Genomic DNA, 16,871 nt, shown 5'->3' with positions numbered 1-16,871 from the left:
TCATGAACAAACCGGCAACCCAGCCGGCGGGACTGACACTGACCGACTGCGCGAACCCGTACGACACAGAGACACGCAATACGGCACATTCGCCGCCAACCGGCAACAGCCTGCCCCTCGGAAATTTTTTTCGAGGAAAAGCCACGAGCGGGAACGTTTTGGGGCTGGTTGGATGTTGACCCTGGTACGACAGCTCGTCGAGCTAGAGAAGAGGCGACGTGACTACTGTTCTGACTTCCGCAAGCCCGCTGACGGCCGCTGATCGCTGCGACCGCTGCGGCGCCCAGGCATACCTGCGCGTCGTCTTGCTGAGCGGCGGAGAACTGCTCTTCTGCGCTCACCACGGGCGCAAGTTCGAGCCGGAACTCAAGAAGATCGCCGCTGAGATACAGGACGAGACGGAGCGGCTGACGGCCGCTCCGGAATCTTCCGCCGAGGAAGAGCGCTGACGCTTCGCGCCCGACGACGAGCCAGCCCGGCACAGGCCGATGAACGGGCGGCCGCCTCCCCAACCAGGAGGCGGCCGCCCGTCCTCGTGCCCGGAAGGCCCTCAGCGGCCGCCAGGCGCCCTCACGTCACCGCGCGGCATCGTCGTCCCATCCCAGCGTCCGCAGAACCGCGGAGACGCGCGTGTACACCCCGGGACTGCCCGGGCGCCCGCAGCCGCTCCCCCAGGACACGAGGCCGATGAGTCTGCCCTGCGCGACCAGCGGCCCCCCGCTGTCGCCCTGACAGGCATCGCGGCCACCGGCATCCTCGCCGGCACAGAGCATCGTGCCGGCGTGATACCGCCCTTCGTCGCTTCCCGGATACGCCCGCTCACAGCGTGCGTCGGGGAGCACCCGCACGCGTGCCGCCCGCAGGCCGTTCGCGTAGTCCCCGGTACCCGAGGCGTCCCCCCACCCGTAGACGAGCGCACCCGTCCCGGATCCGTACGCGGGGTCGCCCGCGGCCGCCATCCCTATGACCGAGCCGGAGGGAAGGGCTTCGGAGAGGGTGAGCACCGCGAAGTCACCGGCATTGGTGACGTCGTCGTGCGCCGGGTTCACCCAGACGTCGCGGACCGGAACCTCGCGGCCCTGGTCCGAGAGCAGGTCCGTACGACCGGCGATGACCCTCAGATCGCGTACCCGCTCGGGCGGCGACCCGAGAACCTCCTCACCCAGGCAGTGGGCCGCCGTGAGCACGGTGGTACGGCCGACGGCCACTCCCCCGCAGAACTGTCCGGCCCGAGTACCTCCGAACCGGTCACGGCTGGACAGGGCGACGGTCCACGGGCTGTCCGACGCTTCGACCGGAAAGCCTCCGACGACGATGCTGTCGGCGGACGCGGGGGCGGCGGACACCAGCGGTATCGCGGTCGCCGCAGCCGCCAGGACCAGCGGCCGGACCAGCGCCCGGGCAAAGAGGCGACGCATGCGAGCTCCTCACTCCGAGATTGTGATGGAACACCCAGAGTGATCCAGCCCGCCGTGCCGCGCACCCGCTGCCCAGCGCGAAGGCCCGGTTCCCCACCTGGTGGAACCGGGCCCTGTCGCTCGTACGACCGCGATCTAGTCGAGGTAGTCGCGCAGCACCTGGGAGCGCGACGGGTGACGCAGCTTCGACATCGTCTTCGACTCGATCTGACGGATGCGCTCCCGCGTGACCCCGTACACCTTGCCGATCTCGTCGAGGGTCTTCGGCTGACCGTCGGTGAGACCGAAGCGCATGGAGACGACGCCCGCCTCGCGCTCGGACAGGGTGTCGAGGACGGAGTGCAGCTGCTCCTGCAGGAGCGTGAAGCTGACCGCGTCGGCCGGGACGACCGCTTCGGAGTCCTCGATGAGGTCACCGAACTCGCTGTCGCCGTCCTCGCCCAGCGGGGTGTGCAGCGAGATGGGCTCGCGGCCGTACTTCTGGACCTCGATGACCTTCTCCGGGGTCATGTCGAGCTCCTTGGCCAGCTCCTCCGGAGTGGGCTCGCGGCCCAGGTCCTGGAGCATCTGGCGCTGCACGCGCGCGAGCTTGTTGATGACCTCGACCATGTGCACCGGGATACGGATGGTGCGGGCCTGGTCGGCCATGGCGCGGGTGATCGCCTGACGGATCCACCAGGTGGCGTACGTGGAGAACTTGTAGCCCTTGGTGTAGTCGAACTTCTCCACCGCGCGGATCAGACCGAGGTTGCCCTCCTGGATGAGGTCCAGGAAGAGCATGCCGCGGCCGGTGTAGCGCTTGGCCAGGGAGACCACCAGGCGGAGGTTGGCCTCCAGGAGGTGGTTCTTGGCGCGGCGGCCGTCCTCGGCGATGATCTCCAGCTCGCGCTTGAGCTTGGGGGCGAGCTTGTCGGAGTTCGCAAGCTTGTCCTCGGCGAACAGACCCGCCTCGATGCGCTTGGCGAGTTCGACCTCCTGCTCGGCGTTGAGCAGGGGGACCTTGCCGATCTGCTTGAGGTAGTCCTTGACCGGGTCGGCGGTGGCGCCGGCCGCGGCGACCTGCTGGGCCGGGGCGTCGTCCTCGTCGTCGTCGGACAGCACGAAGCCCGCGTTCTCGGTGCCCTCGGGCTCCTCCGTCGCGGCCTTCGGCTCCTCGATCGCCTCGTCCTCGAGAAGCTCGCCGTCTTCCTTCTTGGCGGTCGTCTTCTTCGCAGCCGTCTTCTTGGCGGTCGTCTTCTTCACCGCCGCCTTCTTGGCGGTGGTCTTCTTGGCCGCCGCCTTCTTGGCGGGCGCCTCGTCCTCGACTGCGGAGTCGGTGGCGGGCGCCGCCGGGGTGGCGGGGGCGGCGGCCTTCCTGCTGGTCACCGTCTTCGCCGTGACCGTCTTGGTGGCGGTGCGCTTGGCGGGACTCTTCGCTGCGACGCTCTTACGGGTGCGCTTGGGCTCTGCGGCACTGACCATCAGCGTCACACCCTCTTCCTCGAGGATCTGATTGAGGCTGCGCAGTACGTTCTTCCACTGAGTGGCCGGGATCTGGTCAGCTTCGAAGGCCCGACGCACGTCGTCGCCGGCGATCTGCCCCTCAGCCTTTCCCCGCTCAATGAGCGCCATGACAGAGACGGACTCGGCGATCTCCGGCGGGAGCGTACGGGATGTGCTGGCCGACACGAACAACCTCTCGGAACGTTGGAAAACGGCTTCCGGCCCCGTCCATGGCGGACAGGAGCCGACCGTCGGCTTAGGAGTGAGTCGACGGCGCGGGCGAGCCGGGGAGATGCACAGCGCCGTGAACGGCGTCCGTATTCCCTCCGCGGCTGTCACCTCTTAGGTCATCGCGTTGTTCCCACGAGCGTTACGCCCAATCCGCGTGGCCCGAGTCACACCCCGTAAGCGTTCAAAACAGGTCAGATACGGCCAAACAAGGTCACCGACGAGTCAAACTCGGCCGCGCCGGGAGGCCCAGGCCACATCGCACCTTCGGACCCCGCGGAACCACGAGGGGTTCCGCGGGGCCCGCGGTGGCGGCGAACCGGCCGGCCACAGCCATAGGAGGGATCTGGCGTGCCCGGCCCGCGCCGTTGCGGCGGAACGCGGTCAGTGCTCGCGCGGGGCGGGCACCACGCGTTCCACCTCGGGGTGAACGGTCAGAAGTTGCCGCATGGCCGCCTCGGCCGCCGCGCCGTCCCCCGCGGCGAGGGCGTCGACGATCCTGCCGTGCTGCGTCAGCGAGACGTCGTTCGGCCGGTCACAGCCCGTGACCGGGCCGCCGGAGACGTGCAGGGCGGCGGAGACGATCCCGGAGAGGTGGTCCAGCATCCGGTTGCCCGCGATCTGGATGAGCAGCGTGTGGAACTCGGCGTCGGCACGCGAGAAGGTGAGCGCGTCACCCTGCCCCAGGGCGTGACCCATGATCCCGACCATGTCCGACAGACGCTGCTGGACGTCCTCGCGCCCGTGCCCGGCGGCGAGGCGGGCGGCGAGCGGCTCGATCGTCCAGCGCAGCTCATTGAGCTCGCGGCGCTGGTCGTCGCGCTGTGGCCCGAAGGCGCGCCATTCGATGATGTCCGGGTCGAGGAGATTCCAGTCACTGACGGGGCGCACGCGCGTGCCGACGTTCGGACGGGCGCTGACCAGGCCCTTGGCCTCCAGGACGCGGAGAGACTCACGGACGACGGTTCGGGACACCTCGAAGCGCTGGCCGATCTCCTCGGGCACCAGCGGGCGGTCGGCGCCCAGGTCCCCCGAAACGATCATCTGGCCCAGCTGCTGGACGAGTTGCCCGTGCAGTCCACGGCCACGGCTGCCCGCGGTGCGCCGGCCCACGCGGCCCAGCTCGGGCTCCACCCCTTCCCAGGCGGGCACTCCGACGCGGTCGACGGGGGGCGCCTCGGCGTAGGGGTAGCGGTCGAGTTCGCCCGGGTTCGCGAGGCCGGAGTCGGCGGAGCGGGCGGCGGTCATCATGGTGTGCGCAAGGGTACTCACGCATCCTTTGTCGGCGCCGTTCTCAACTCCCTTGAGGTCTTTGGTGAAAAGCACACGAAAGGGTGATCGCTCACCCCGTCGCAATTGACGCCTTATCGGAAAGAAATGGGCTTTCCCCGGGGAGTTGCGCGCACGGTCGGACCGGAAGGGCGCGGCCGACGTCATCGGGCCCTGCTGCGCAGGGTCACGAGCAGGTATGCGCAGAGCAGAGTGGTCAGCGACAACGTCAGTGCGCTGCCCACGGGTTGGACGATCATGCTCAGCACATCGGCCAGATACCGCTCACCGCCGAACGGCCACTGCGTCAGAAGGGCCTCGCGCACCCGCATCGGGAGACCGGCGGCGGTCCGCACGGACGGGCCGTCCCAGACCTTTTGTACGAGCGGTACGACGAGCACGGGAACGGCGACCACCGCGGCGAGCCCGGCCGTGGTGGACCGGAAGACGCCCGCGGCGAGCACACCGGACCAGGCGCATCCGACGACGAGCCCGAGCCAACCGGCGCTGAGTGCGGGCCAGTCGGCGGGAACCCGGGCGAGCTCCTGTCCGTAGAACAGACGGAGCACTTCGGTGTCGCAGCCCACCGTCAGGACGGCCAGCACCACCGCGGTGGCCGCGGAGACGACGAGTTTGGCGGTCAGCAGCCCCATCCGGCGGGGCACGGTGCCGCGGTCCGCCGCCAGGGCGGGGTGGCGGAACTCGTCGCCGAAGGCCAGCGCACCGAGCAGCCCCGCGCCGAGCGCCGCGGGCGGCAGCGGCAGCTCCCGCGGCCACGCGGCCAGGAGCCGCGGCTGCGGGGTGTGACCCACACGTGCCAGGACCACAGCGATGACAGCGGATACGACGAGGACGACGGCACCGGTGACGAACCCGGTGCTGATGCCGACCGCACGGCGGAGTTCATAGCGGAGTGGGCGCAGGGGACTGGGGGCGGAGCGGACGGAGACGGGCGGTGGAAGCGGGGACACCGCCTTCCGGGTGCGGCTTGTGGCGGCGGCGACAGTCGCATCGGTGCCTCCGCCCGTGACGGGGGACGCCTGTCCGGCCCGGCCGAGGGGCTGAAGGCCGGTCATCGGCGGCGGATCGCGGTCGAGCTGCCGGGGATTCGTGGCCACCGGCCGGGTTCCGGGGGAGGAGTGAGGGGTGCCAGCGACAGGGGACGGCTCCGCCCCGGACGGTGCGGGCGTGCCGGCCGAAGGCCGAGAGGCGTCAGCGAGCGAGTGCTCCTCCCCGGGGACACGCGGGGCCGTGTCCGTCGGCCGCTGGGGGGAGTCGGTCGGAGTGGCCGGGCGTGGGCCACCGGGCTCCGGGCCGCCGTCGCCGGCGGGAGGCCGGTGCGGGCCGAACGTGCCGAGAACGGTGGCGGACGGGTGCTGTGGTTCGGCAGGGGCCGGGTGGGGCGCGGTGGCGGACGGTCGGCGTGGGCGGGTGACGGCTGGGCGGGGGGCGGCCCGGTCTCCGGTCTCCGGCGCCCCGTCGATCTCGGTACCCGGCTGCCGGCCCGCAGGCGCCGCGCCCGCACCCGGTCCCATATCGCCGACTTCGTCGGCGAGTTGGTGTACCAGGATTCCGTGACGGAACACGGTCTCGCCGACGTCGGCGCACGTACTGCCGTACACCGCGAGGCGGTTGCCGCCCTCGCGTACGACCTCGACGGAACGGCGGGCCGTGCGTGCCTCTTTGACCAGAAGGGCAGCGAGCCGGGCGGCGTGCGGGCTGCGGACGGCGACGCGGGGGCGCAGCCGGGTACGGGCGAAGTCCGCCGCCTCCTGGTCGGCGACGACTCTGCCCCGTTCCAGCGTGACGACGTGGTCGGCGGTACGCGCCGCCTCCTTGGGGTCGGCCGTACTGAACAGGACGGTGCCGCCCTGGCCGGCGTGGGCGCGCAGCGCGCCGTGGAGCCAGCGGGCCTCGCGCGCGCAGAGTGCGCCGGCGGGGTCGTCGAGTACCAGGGTGTGCGGGTCCGGGATCAGTGCGCAGGCCATTCCGAGGCGTCGGTCCATGCCGCGGGAGAGCGTGCCGAGGCGTTCGTCCCGCAGGCTCACGAGGCCGACCGACTCCAGGACTTCGTCGGCCCGCCGGACGGGAACGCCGGCCGCCGCGCACAGCATGCGGAGATGGCCGCGGACCGTGCGGGCCGGATGCCCCGGCACATCTCCCAGCAGTACGCCGACCTCACGCGAGGGGTGGGCGATGCGGTGCAGGGGACGGCCTCTGAAGTAGGCGAGACCACGGCCGTGCTCCAGTTCGAGCATGAGTCTGAGTGCCGTCGTCTTGCCGGCGCCCGATGCACCGAGCAGCGCGGTGACGTGGCCCGCGCGTGCCTCGAACGAGACGTCGTCGACGGCGGGGGGAAGCTCCTTGCGGGGGTTGCTGGTAAGTCCGAAGGCCTGGATCACCCGTAGCAAGATAGCGTGCCATATCCGTTTTTTCGGACATCGCACGGCGGGCCGGACACGGGGTGACAGGTCTCTTCGATCTCTTGTTCGCCGTTCGCTCCCAGGACCCGGCCGGGCTCGCCGTCACACCTCGGGGCGCAGCATCGGGGGGTTGAGGAGAGTCGCGCCGCCGGCCCGGAAGAGCTGGGCGGGACGCCCGCCCTGGCGCGTGGTCGTGCCGCCGGTAGGGACGAGGAAGCCCGGGGTGCCGGTCACCTTGCGGTGAAAGTTGCGCGGGTCGAGTGCCACGCTCCACACCGCCTCGTAGACGCGACGCAATTCACCGACGGTGAACTCGGGCGGGCAGAACGCGGTGGCCAGCGACGAGTACTCGATCTTGGAGCGAGCTCGCTCCACCCCGTCCGCCAGGATCTGGGCGTGGTCGAAGGCGAGCGGCGCCACAGGTTCGCTGACACGGCCGTGACCAGCCTGTTCCAGCAGTTCCTCGACCGGCGCCCAGCGCGCGTTGCTGGCGTCACCGCCCGCCCGTGGCGCGGGCAGGTCGGGAGCGAGCGCGAGGTGGGCGACACTGACCACGCGCATCCGGGGGTCCCGCTCGGGGTCGCCGTACGTCGCGAGCTGTTCCAGGTGGGCACCGTTGTCCTGGGTGGGTGCGACGGGGTCGTGGACGCACAGGCCCGTCTCCTCTGCCAGCTCCCGCGCCGCCGCCTGCGCCAGATCCTCGTCGGCCCGTACGAAACCACCGGGCAGGGCCCAGCGGCCCTGGAACGGCGGCTCGCCCCTGCGCACCGCCAGCGCGCACAGGGAGTGGCGGCGCACGGTCAGCACGACCAGGTCCACGGTGACGGCGAAGGGCGGAAAGGCTGACGGGTCGTAGGGCATGCGGCGATCATAGTCGTCTGCCTGACGATAAACACTCCCTTCGCCGTCCGCTTCGGTGGCTGTCCCACTTCGCTCCGGCGTACATCTCACCGCTCGCTCCCGGTCCCCGTGCGAGGCCACGTCATTCCAGGTCAGGCTCCTAGCTGCAGTTCGTCGGCGGCCTCTTCGACCATGGCCAGGCCGAGCCGGCCGACCCGCACGGAGAAGGGTGCGCCGGCGACCCGCAGCCCCGTCAGCCCGAGCTCCCCCAGCGGTGCGCTGCGTACGGGGCGCAGGGTGACGGTCCTGGCCGGGGCGTCGGGACGAATGCCGACGAGCGTCGTCAGCAGCAGCACCCCGGCGGCGGCAGCGGTGGCGGCGGGACGGCAGGCCGCAGGATGCGGCAGGGGAGCGCTCGCACCGGTGTGCTGCTCCCCCGCGTACATCTCCGGCAGGCGGTGGCCGAAGGTGCCCGCCGCGGCCAGTAGGCCGCGCAGCAGTGAGCCCGCCTCCTTCTCGTGACCGGCGGTGGCCAGACCCGCCACCGCAACCGCCGTCTCCTGGACGCGCACTGCCCCCGCGCGGTGCCCGAAGGGGTTGTATCCCGTTTCCTTCGAGGCCAGTCCGCGCAGACCCCAGCCCGAGTCCATGGCCGGGTTGCCCAGCAGGCGGGCGAGTTGGCCGGTCTGCACCGCGTCGAGCAGGCCCGGGGCCGCGATGCCCCCGCCGAGCAGTCCGGTGTCGAGGAGGTGAGCCGCGGCCGCGCTCAGGTGCGGCACGAGGCGTCCGTCCGGGGCCTGGGCCGCCGCCGGCCGCCCGCCCGCCGGGTTGTCGATCCAGAAATCCCGCCGGAACGCCGTCCGCAGCCTCCGGGCCCACTGCCGCAGTCCGTCACCGCCCGGTCTGCCGAATGCGTCGAGCAACTCGGCCCCGAGCAGGGCGGCGCGGTGGGCGTGGGCCTGGGTTTCGCAGCGGACGGGGCCGTCGGGGTGCGGATCGGGTACGTACGTGCCGTCCCCGGCGGTGGTGCGCAGCCAGTTCAGACAGCGCTCGGCCGCCGGCATCAGCTCCTGCGTCTCGTGCTCGCCGAGCCCCCAGCGGCGGGCCTCCGCGAGGAGCACGGGGAAGAGGAGGGTCGCCTCGGTGCCGGTGCAGCCCGGTGGCAGGTGCGGGCCGGCGTCACGTCTGGGTCCGGGAATCATGCCGGCCCGCGGGCCGGGGCCGCGATGCTGGGTGCGGGCCAGGGCGCGCAGCGTACCCGCGGCCAGCCGGGTGCCGAGGGGAAGCGCCATCCGGGCGGCGGCGAGTGCCTCGGCGGGGGCCGGGCCGCAGCGCCAGGGGACACCGGCCGCGAGATGGACGTCGGCGGGGTGCGCGGGATCGCGCAGCATCAGGGCTCGGAGATCCTCGATGCTGGTCCGCAGGAGGGCCGTGACTGCCGGGTCGTCACCGGCGGCGTGTGCGGAGGCCAGCGGGTCGGCCGCCGTGCGGCCCACCGCCCGGAGCGGGCCCGCACCGTCCGGTCGTACGCGCAGCTCGACGCTCGTGCTGCCGCCCGGAGGCAGTACGAACTCCCACCGCAGCAGTCCCGCGGCGGCCAGCGCGTCGGCGGGCGGCGGGACTGCTGTGACCGACACACTGCCCGCGGCACAGGACCACCGCAGACCGGAAGCGTGGACGCTGGCCGGCAGGTCGGGGCCCGCACTGCCCGCGGCGATCGATCCCAGGTCCGCCAAGTCCGTACCGAGGGCCACCTCTACCGGCAGCCGCAGCGGGCGGTGTGCCCAACTACGCAGCGTTATCCGCTCCGTTCCATCGGCGTCCCGGGTCCGCTCGACCACGACGTCCGGGTCCGGCCCCGGCGCGGACGTCGTCCGCAGCGTTCCCACGAAGAGGGCGCGGTCGGCGCCTGTCATCCGGGCCTGCGACGGAACCGGCTCCCGCCCGGCCACGCGAAGACGGCACCGGGAGAGCAGGCGCCGACCGGCACGGTAGAAGCCTTCCAAGCCGAGGCCGGTCAGCTGCCCCTGTTCCGTGGAGATCACGAGAGCGGGGAGGGCCACTCCGATCATGGTTCGGTGGATGGGCGGCAGGTCCCCGGCCCTGTGCGGCATCGCAGGCGGCGCGCTCCGAGGAGCGACCGGCTCCGCACTCGACCGTGTCGGGGGGAGGGGCGGCGCCGACCGGGGTCGGACCATCGGCGGGCCAAGGTTCCTGCCCTGCCCCGAGCCGCGTTCGCTGACAGGCGCCACGGACGCGGCGAAGGACGGCAGCGTCGCCCTTCGGCCGGCGGCAACGCTGTCCGTGGCGGCGGACGGTGGAGTCGGCTCGTGCACGGGAAGGCTCCCTCTCAGTTCTCTCTGCGCCTCAGGGGGAACGGCGCCGTATGTGATGGTTCGGCCTGACAGGTGCGGTGCGACGCGGCGTCCCGGACGGTCCGCGCGTTACGCCACTCAGGTGAACGGAGGGGGTGTCCCCCGGGTCACGCCCGAGGTGGTCGCCCGGTCGGCGGGGGCGCGAGCCGCGAGCCGTCTCCCACCTGGAACGCCGGTACATGCTGAACGGCCACGACCGGAGGGCGACAGCGGGGCAAGGCAAAGCAGCAGGACAGGAAGACAGCAGGACAGCAGGAGGATTCCTGGTCGACATGGCACCCAGTCGGCCACCGCGTCGCGGCTTGCCGTCTTCCCTCACTGACCGGAGCCTGCCTCCTGCCCGGCGCAGCGCCATCGACCTGACGCACCCGACCGTCTCATCGGAGTCGCTCGCCGCCCCCTTCGGTGCCTGGTTCTCCCCTGCCCGCCCCCTCCGCGCACGCGTCCTTCCGGCCCGTGGCCCCCGCTCCCGCTCCCGCTCCCGAGGAGCGCGACCGCGTACGGCCAGTCCGCGCGCTGCCCCGGCGGTCGCCGCCCGCCGACATGCGGGGACGCCCGCTTTCCGCGCCCGGCTCACGAGCCTGCGTCCTCGCACGACGACGGATTCCGCCGACCGGGGCGACGGAGCGCGTGCGGCGCCGACGGCCACCGTGCGTCTGCGGAGCGGACGAGGCCTCGGTCAGCTCGCTGTCCGAGGACCCGCGGGCCTGCTCTTCACCACCCGATACGCCGCCTTCCTGGCCCGCACGGCCCCCACGCTCCGCACGCAGACAGCGGCGGACCGACTCGGGATCGAGGCCCTCGTTGCACGCCTGGTGCAGGAGCCGGGCGAAGAGATAGTCCGGATCTGCGCCGAGTGCCATGGCCAGAGCCTCTCGGGCCTCCAGTTCGTCGCCGGTGGACCAGGCGACCCATCCCGCGAGGGTGAGGGGCGCGGCCGCGTGTTCGCCGTACGGTCCGACGCAGCGGCGGGCCAAGGCCCGCCACAGGCGCAGCGCGGGGCCCGCTTCGTCACCCTCCATCCACTCAGCCGCGCGGTCACGTGTCGTGCGGTCCTGGAGGCCGAGGATCAGCGCCGCCGTCTCGTCATGACCGAGCAGTTGGTCGTCGCGCAGATCCTCGGCCGGAACGCCGGAGACGGGCGGTGCCTCGGCGAGGCGTCGCATGACCCGCTGCGCCAGGTCCAGCGTCTCCTCGGCCACGTGCGAACGGCCGGTGTCGTCGAAAATCCGGGAGACCAGCACCATGGCGGCCGCGTCCAGTGCCGCCTCCTGTTCGAGTGCCGCGGCGCCCTCCCGGGGGAGCAGCCTTGCCCGCAGCTCGCTCAGTGAGCCACGCACCTGGATACCGGCGTAGGTGGCCGCCGCGGCCAGCACGGACGTGCCCGGCAGTCCCATGGGGGTCCCCTCGGCCGGGCAGCAGACGACGTCGTCGCAGCAGTACGACCAGAAGCGCCCGGCCGAGATGCACAGCGCCTCGACCACGGGTACGTCGAGGGTGCCGCATGCGACGCGCAGCCGCTGGGCCAGCGGCCGCAGTCGCTCCATCACCTCTCGGCCGGTCTCACCCCGCGCCGGTTCCTGACAGAGGTAGGCGACCATCTGCTCGGGCCGCACTCCTCGTCGCTCGCTGCCGGTCACCAGGCCGTGGACCAGTTGTCCGGCCGCGCCCGCCCAGTCGTCCACGTCCGCCGGAATGCCGAGCCGGGCCCGGCCGCCGAAACGGCCCCGCCCGTCCCTGTCGCGCAGGGCGACCAGGACGATGCTGTCCTCGGGGCGGTATCCGAGGAGGTACGGCAGGGCGTCGGCCAGTTCGGCGGGGGTACGCAGAGTGACCTGGTGCTCGTCGCCGGGGCCGTCGTACGGGGTGCGGGCGGCACGGCCCGGCTTCACGGGCTTCGAGGCGTCGCCGTTCTCGGAGGACCCGGTCGTTTCGCTGTGGTTCGTCATGGGCCGACGATCTCGCGGATCAGGAAGTTCCGCTTTGCCCTGTGGATAACTGCAATCAGGGACACGTCATACGCGGTCCCCGCGACGGCCGCGTCCACCTCGCTCCGCCCGACGGCCGCGCCCGCCCCGCACGCCCCATCGCCCGGCTGTCAGTCCTGTCCTGTTGTATGGAACGCATGGAGCACACGAGCAACGCGGATCTCCGGACAGCGGCCGACACGGTCCTCGCCCGCCTCGTCGGGGACGCCTCCGGCGCCGCCCGGCTGCGGGAGGACCAGTGGCGGGCGATCGAGGCGCTGGTCGCCGACCGGCGCCGGGCCCTGGTCGTCCAGCGCACGGGGTGGGGCAAGTCCGCGGTCTACTTCGTGGCGACCGCGCTGCTGCGTGACCGCGGTGCCGGGCCCACGGTGATCGTCTCCCCGCTGCTCGCGCTGATGCGCAACCAGGTGGAGGCCGCGGCCCGGGCCGGCATCCGCGCCCGGACCATCAACTCCTCCAACACCGAGGAGTGGGACGCCGTCCAGGACGAGATCGCCGCGGGCGAGGTCGACGTACTGCTGGTGAGTCCCGAGCGGCTCAACAATCCGGACTTCCGCGATCAGGTGCTGCCCAAGCTCTCCGCCGCGACCGGTCTGCTCGTGGTCGACGAGGCCCACTGCATCTCCGACTGGGGCCACGACTTCCGCCCGGACTACCGGCGGCTGCGCACCATGCTCACCGACCTCCCGGCCGGCGTGCCCGTCCTGGCTACCACCGCCACCGCCAACGCACGCGTGACCGCCGACGTGGCGGAGCAACTCGGCACCGGCGGCACGTCGGACGCGCTGGTGCTGCGCGGGCCGCTGGACCGGGAGAGCCTCAGCCTGGCCGTGCTGCGGCTGTCCGACGCCGCGCACCGGATGGCCTGGCTCGCCGACCACCTCGACGAGCTGCCGGGATCCGGAATCATCTACACGCTCACCGTGGCCGCCGCCGAGGAGGTCACCGCCTTCCTGCGGCAGCGCGGCCACACCGTCGCCTCCTACACCGGCAAGACCGAGAACGCCGACCGGCAGCAGGCCGAGGACGACCTGCTAGCCAACCGGGTCAAGGCACTGGTCGCCACTTCGGCGCTGGGCATGGGATTCGACAAGCCCGACCTGGGTTTCGTGGTGCACCTGGGCTCGCCTTCCTCCCCCATCGCGTACTACCAGCAGGTCGGCCGGGCCGGGCGTGGTGTCGAGCACGCGGAGGTGCTCCTGCTGCCGGGGAAGGAGGACGAAGCGATCTGGGAGTACTTCGCTTCGCTGGCCTTCCCGTCGGAGGACCTGGTGCGCCGCACGCTCGACATTCTCGCCCACGCGGAACGCCCCTTGTCGCTGCCCGCTCTGGAGCCCCTGGTGGAGCTGCGCCGTTCCCGCCTGGAGACCATGCTCAAGGTCCTCGACGTGGACGGAGCGGTCAAGCGGGTCAAGGGCGGCTGGATCGCGACCGGGCGACCGTGGACGTACGACGCGGAGCGTTACGACTGGGTGGCGCGGCAGCGGAGAGCCGAACAGCAGGCGATGCGCGACTACGCCTCGACGACGGACTGCCGGATGGAGTTCCTGCAACGCCAACTGGACGACGAGGGGGCCAAGCCCTGCGGCCACTGCGACAACTGCGCGGGTCCGCGCTTCACCGCGGACACCTCCACCGACGCTCTCGACGCCGCGCGGGTCGATCTCGGCCGGGCCGGCGTCGAGGTGGAGCCGCGCCGCATGTGGCCGACCGGGCTTCCCGCGATCGGCGTCGATCTGAAGGGGCGCATCCCGGCCGGGGAACAGGCCGGGCCGGGCCGGGCGTTGGGCCGTCTGTCCGACATCGGCTGGGGCAACCGGCTGCGACCGATGCTCTCGGCCCAGACGCCCGACGGCCCGGTGCCCGACGATGTCGCGAAGGCCGTCGTGACAGTACTGTCCGACTGGGCGAAGGGACCCGGCGGCTGGGCCTCGGGGGCGGTCGACGGCCGGCCACGTCCCGTCGGAGTGGTGACCGTCGCCTCGCGCACCCGGCCGCAACTGGTCCACTCCCTCGGATCCCGCATCGCCGAGGTCGGCCGGCTGCCACTGCTCGGTTCGGTCGAGTACACGGGTGAGGCTGCCAGAGCGTCGCGCAGCAACAGCGCGCAGCGGCTCAAGGCACTCGACGGCGCGCTGACGGTGCCGCCCGCCCTCGCCGCCGCGCTCGCCGGCCTCGAAGGCCCGGTCCTGCTCGTGGACGACTACACCGAGACCGGCTGGACCCTCGCGGTGGCGGCCCGGCTGCTCCGCCGCGCCGGCGCCCAGGCAGTGTTGCCCATGGTCCTGGCCGTGCAGGGGTGATCGCCCGCCGCGGGCGCAGGCGGGACCGGAGTTCCGCGCGACCCCGGGTGGCGCGTTCCGTGCGTCCCCCGGCGGCGCTCTGGGTAGGGATATAGGACGCACATCATCCGATAACGACCGTCGGTCCCAATTGCTCGTTGCCGCATCCAAGTTCGACAGGAAGAATTGAAGTCCGCTCCCCGCACGGCTCGTCCGTCATCCGGCAGGGCTTCACTGCGGTGCGGGCTCCCTCACATCCGACCCCCCGCCCGCAGTGCGGGCGCGTAGCCGAAGGGAGGAACGTGACCTTCGGATTCGCTCCGTCCTCGGCGGCATCGTTGTCGTCGTCCGCCGCTTCCGCCACTCGCATGCTCGAACCGGCGGAGTGGGCAGCTGCCGGAATCCCGCTGCTGCGGAATCCGCGGGAGGTCGTCAGCGGGCTGCACTCGCGGCACCGCCCCAAGCCGGCGACCGCGGTCGTGGCCGTACTCGATCCGGACGAACGACTGCGTGCGAGCGCCTCGTTCACCAGCCACCGGACCCCGGCCGACGGATGGATGTTCCGCAACGCGCTGCTCTCCCAGTTGCGCCGGGTGATCCCGCACGACCTGCGCCGCCGCACTCCGGTGCGCACCGCCGTACTGCTCTACTGCCGCGAGGGCGACGCGCGTTGGACCGAAGAGGACGGCGCGTGGATGTGGGGACTGCGGGACGCGTGCACGTTGCACGGGCTGCGCTGCGGCGCGTACATCACGCTGACCCGTGACGGCTGGCAGGTCCTCGGCGAGGGCCGCGGCGGGCGCCGGCCGAACACGGCGTCCACGCCGGAGCCGTTCGCCACGTCGGAGACACCTCCCCCGTCACCGCGGACCGGCGGTGTTCCATCGGACGTGCTGCGCCGGGCGGCCGCTCGCTGAGCATCACGGACACGGGGTGCTCCGGCACCGCGCCGCGACGTCCAGGCTGATGTCCAGGCAGAGGAAACACCTGGCTACGCCCGTACGCCGCCCGGCGGACGCCAATCGCGCCGGCACGCGAGGGCACCCTGTGCGGGGGCCGGTCCGGCGGCCCATGCGTCACACCGGCGCCCCCGCACGCGACGGTACGGACTCAGACGCCCGCGCCCAGCACCGAGTTGATCCGCTGCGGGTCACCGCAGACGATCAGCAGGGCACCGGCCCGGGAGTGGGCCACGGACAGGGCGGTGACAGCGGCGGCTTCGGGGCCTCCGTTGATCACGACCACGACCACGGCCCGCGACGTGGCACGGTCCGCGACGGCGGCGTCCGCGTAGAAGACGTCGTCGCCCGCGTCGTGCTGCGCCCAGTAGGCGGCATCGCCGAAGGACAGTTCGTGGGCGGCCCACGGGTGTGGTTCGCCGGTGGTGATCACCAGCACGTCACCGGGGGTGCGACCCGAGTCCAGCAGAAGGTCCACAGCCTCTTCGGCGGCGTCGAGCGCGCCTTCGGGAGAGGCCGGGACCAGCTGGATCTGCGGGGCGGCCGGGGTGGCTGCCGGAGCAGCCGGGCCGGACGGGCCGGGTTTGGCCGCGGTGGCGTCGCGCGACGCGCGTTGCGTCGGAGGCGCCGGCCGCGCGGGGCCGGGGCGGCCGGGGCGCGGCGGTGCCGCGGGACGGGGGCCGGGTACGGGGCGGGGGGTCGACGCGGTGCGGCCGCTGGCCGGAGTGGCGCGGGGACCCTGGGCCTTCTCGTGAATCTGAGGCTCCTCGGGACTGAGAGGCATGAGCTGATTTTTATCAAACGTTGGTGCGGCTCGCGTCGGCGGGTGGCACATGCCTGCGAGCGGAACTTTCAGAAATCGAAGCCGAGCTGACCCTCGATTTCCGGAACGCTTCCGTCCACCCCGCTACGGACCTTCTTGAGGTGCCGCCACTGGGGCAGCGCATCAAGATACGCCCACGACAACCGGTGGTGCGGGGTGGGCCCCCGCTCCTCCAGCGCGGACTTGTGCACGGGCGACGGATACCCGGCGTTGTCCGCAAAACCGAAGTCTGCATGGTCGATACCCAGTTCGGCCATCATTTTGTCGCGCTGGACCTTGGCGAGCACGGAAGCAGCCGCGACGGCCACGCAGGACTGGTCGCCCTTGATCACCGTGCGGACCTTCCAAGGCGCCCCGAGATAGTCGTGCTTGCCGTCGAGGATGACGGCGTCGGGGCGGATCGGCAGGGCCTCCAGGGCACGGACCGCCGCCAGTCGCAGCGCCGCGGTCATTCCCAGGGCGTCGATCTCCTCCGGAGAGGCGTGCCCCAGCGCGTAGGACGTCACCCAGGTCTGCAGTTCCACGGCGAGTTCGGTGCGTCGCTTGATGGTGAGCAGCTTGGAATCGGTGAGGCCGGCCGGGGGCCGACGCAGTCCGGTGATCGCGGCGCAGACGGTCACCGGACCGGCCCACGCACCGCGCCCCACCTCATCGACACCGGCAATGATCTTTGCTCCGGTCGTAGCGCGGAGAGAGCGCTCGACGGTGTGAGTAGGTGGTTCGTACGGCATGGCGTCCTTAGCCTACGCTGCCCCGAACCTCCGGCGACACCCCGGCTCCCCAA

At 72.1% G+C, this 16,871-nt stretch carries 12 protein-coding genes; 3 read left to right on the top strand and 9 right to left on the bottom strand.

Going from position 1 to position 16,871, the window contains the following annotated elements; genetic code table 11:
- Positions 1 to 218 precede the first annotated feature (218 nt).
- The gene (locus ACP4J0_RS07735) at positions 219 to 449 is read left to right on the top strand and encodes a DUF7455 domain-containing protein (protein ID WP_426521825.1); all 231 of its coding nucleotides are present in this window, start codon (positions 219 to 221) and stop codon (positions 447 to 449) included.
- Positions 450 to 575: 126 nt separating this feature from the next.
- On the opposite strand, the gene ACP4J0_RS07730 is transcribed toward ACP4J0_RS07735, so the two are convergent.
- From ACP4J0_RS07730 to ACP4J0_RS07700, 7 genes are all read right to left on the bottom strand, one after another.
- On the bottom strand, positions 576 to 1,418 hold the full coding sequence (locus ACP4J0_RS07730) for a S1 family peptidase (protein WP_426597868.1): 843 nt from the start codon (positions 1,416 to 1,418) through the stop codon (positions 576 to 578).
- A gap of 135 nt (positions 1,419 to 1,553) precedes the next feature.
- A complete protein-coding gene (locus ACP4J0_RS07725; RefSeq protein ID WP_426597867.1) occupies positions 1,554 to 3,086 on the bottom strand; it encodes an RNA polymerase sigma factor in 1,533 nt (510 codons plus the stop codon).
- A 426-nt stretch (positions 3,087 to 3,512) separates the two neighbouring features.
- Positions 3,513 to 4,400 (bottom strand): sporulation transcriptional regulator WhiH, encoded by an 888-nt coding sequence (gene whiH, locus ACP4J0_RS07720; RefSeq protein ID WP_426597866.1) that lies wholly within the window; start codon positions 4,398 to 4,400, stop codon positions 3,513 to 3,515.
- Between the two features lie 161 nt (positions 4,401 to 4,561).
- Entirely contained in the window at positions 4,562 to 6,799 is a 2,238-nt protein-coding gene (locus tag ACP4J0_RS07715) for an ATP-binding cassette domain-containing protein (RefSeq protein WP_426597865.1), read from the bottom strand.
- A gap of 123 nt (positions 6,800 to 6,922) precedes the next feature.
- Positions 6,923 to 7,681: an NUDIX hydrolase gene (locus ACP4J0_RS07710; protein WP_426597864.1), complete on the bottom strand. Its 759-nt coding sequence runs from the start codon at positions 7,679 to 7,681 to the stop codon at positions 6,923 to 6,925.
- 131 nt (positions 7,682 to 7,812) lie between these two features.
- The gene (locus tag ACP4J0_RS07705; RefSeq protein ID WP_426597863.1) at positions 7,813 to 9,732 is read right to left on the bottom strand and encodes a glycogen debranching N-terminal domain-containing protein; all 1,920 of its coding nucleotides are present in this window, start codon (positions 9,730 to 9,732) and stop codon (positions 7,813 to 7,815) included.
- Positions 9,733 to 10,412: 680 nt separating this feature from the next.
- Entirely contained in the window at positions 10,413 to 11,984 is a 1,572-nt protein-coding gene (locus ACP4J0_RS07700) for a DUF4192 domain-containing protein (RefSeq protein ID WP_426597862.1), read from the bottom strand.
- Positions 11,985 to 12,160: 176 nt separating this feature from the next.
- Between ACP4J0_RS07700 and ACP4J0_RS07695 the strand changes: the two genes are divergently transcribed.
- Together ACP4J0_RS07695 and ACP4J0_RS07690 are read left to right on the top strand one after the other, a co-directional pair.
- Positions 12,161 to 14,326, top strand: a complete 2,166-nt coding sequence (locus ACP4J0_RS07695; RefSeq protein WP_426597861.1) for a RecQ family ATP-dependent DNA helicase — start codon at positions 12,161 to 12,163, stop codon at positions 14,324 to 14,326.
- Between the two features lie 281 nt (positions 14,327 to 14,607).
- Complete coding sequence (locus ACP4J0_RS07690) at positions 14,608 to 15,222, top strand: hypothetical protein (protein ID WP_426597860.1); 615 nt, start codon at positions 14,608 to 14,610, stop codon at positions 15,220 to 15,222.
- Positions 15,223 to 15,415: 193 nt separating this feature from the next.
- On the opposite strand, the gene ACP4J0_RS07685 is transcribed toward ACP4J0_RS07690, so the two are convergent.
- Both ACP4J0_RS07685 and ACP4J0_RS07680 read right to left on the bottom strand, forming a co-directional pair.
- Positions 15,416 to 16,048, bottom strand: coding sequence for a hypothetical protein (locus tag ACP4J0_RS07685; protein ID WP_426597859.1), 633 nt, complete (start codon positions 16,046 to 16,048; stop codon positions 15,416 to 15,418).
- Between the two features lie 68 nt (positions 16,049 to 16,116).
- The gene (locus tag ACP4J0_RS07680) at positions 16,117 to 16,818 is read right to left on the bottom strand and encodes a ribonuclease HII (RefSeq protein ID WP_426597858.1); all 702 of its coding nucleotides are present in this window, start codon (positions 16,816 to 16,818) and stop codon (positions 16,117 to 16,119) included.
- Positions 16,819 to 16,871 lie beyond the last annotated feature (53 nt).

Origin of the sequence: Streptomyces sp. WG7 (assembly GCF_049975785.1) — a bacterium.
Classification (GTDB): domain Bacteria; phylum Actinomycetota; class Actinomycetes; order Streptomycetales; family Streptomycetaceae; genus Streptomyces.
This window is presented reverse-complemented; position numbering and strand designations above follow the sequence as displayed.

What these genes read in the sequence shown, in the direction of transcription:
- ACP4J0_RS07705 (WP_426597863.1), bottom strand. Translation starts at nt 9,732, where the DNA reads ATGATCGGAGTGGCCCTCCCCGCTCTCGTGATCTCCACGGAACAGGGG.
- ACP4J0_RS07700 (WP_426597862.1), bottom strand. Translation starts at nt 11,984, where the DNA reads ATGACGAACCACAGCGAAACGACCGGGTCCTCCGAGAACGGCGACGCC.
- ACP4J0_RS07680 (WP_426597858.1), bottom strand. Translation starts at nt 16,818, where the DNA reads ATGCCGTACGAACCACCTACTCACACCGTCGAGCGCTCTCTCCGCGCT.
- ACP4J0_RS07730 (WP_426597868.1), bottom strand. Translation starts at nt 1,418, where the DNA reads ATGCGTCGCCTCTTTGCCCGGGCGCTGGTCCGGCCGCTGGTCCTGGCG.
- ACP4J0_RS07710 (WP_426597864.1), bottom strand. Translation starts at nt 7,681, where the DNA reads ATGCCCTACGACCCGTCAGCCTTTCCGCCCTTCGCCGTCACCGTGGAC.
- ACP4J0_RS07695 (WP_426597861.1), top strand. Translation starts at nt 12,161, where the DNA reads ATGGAGCACACGAGCAACGCGGATCTCCGGACAGCGGCCGACACGGTC.
- ACP4J0_RS07685 (WP_426597859.1), bottom strand. Translation starts at nt 16,048, where the DNA reads ATGCCTCTCAGTCCCGAGGAGCCTCAGATTCACGAGAAGGCCCAGGGT.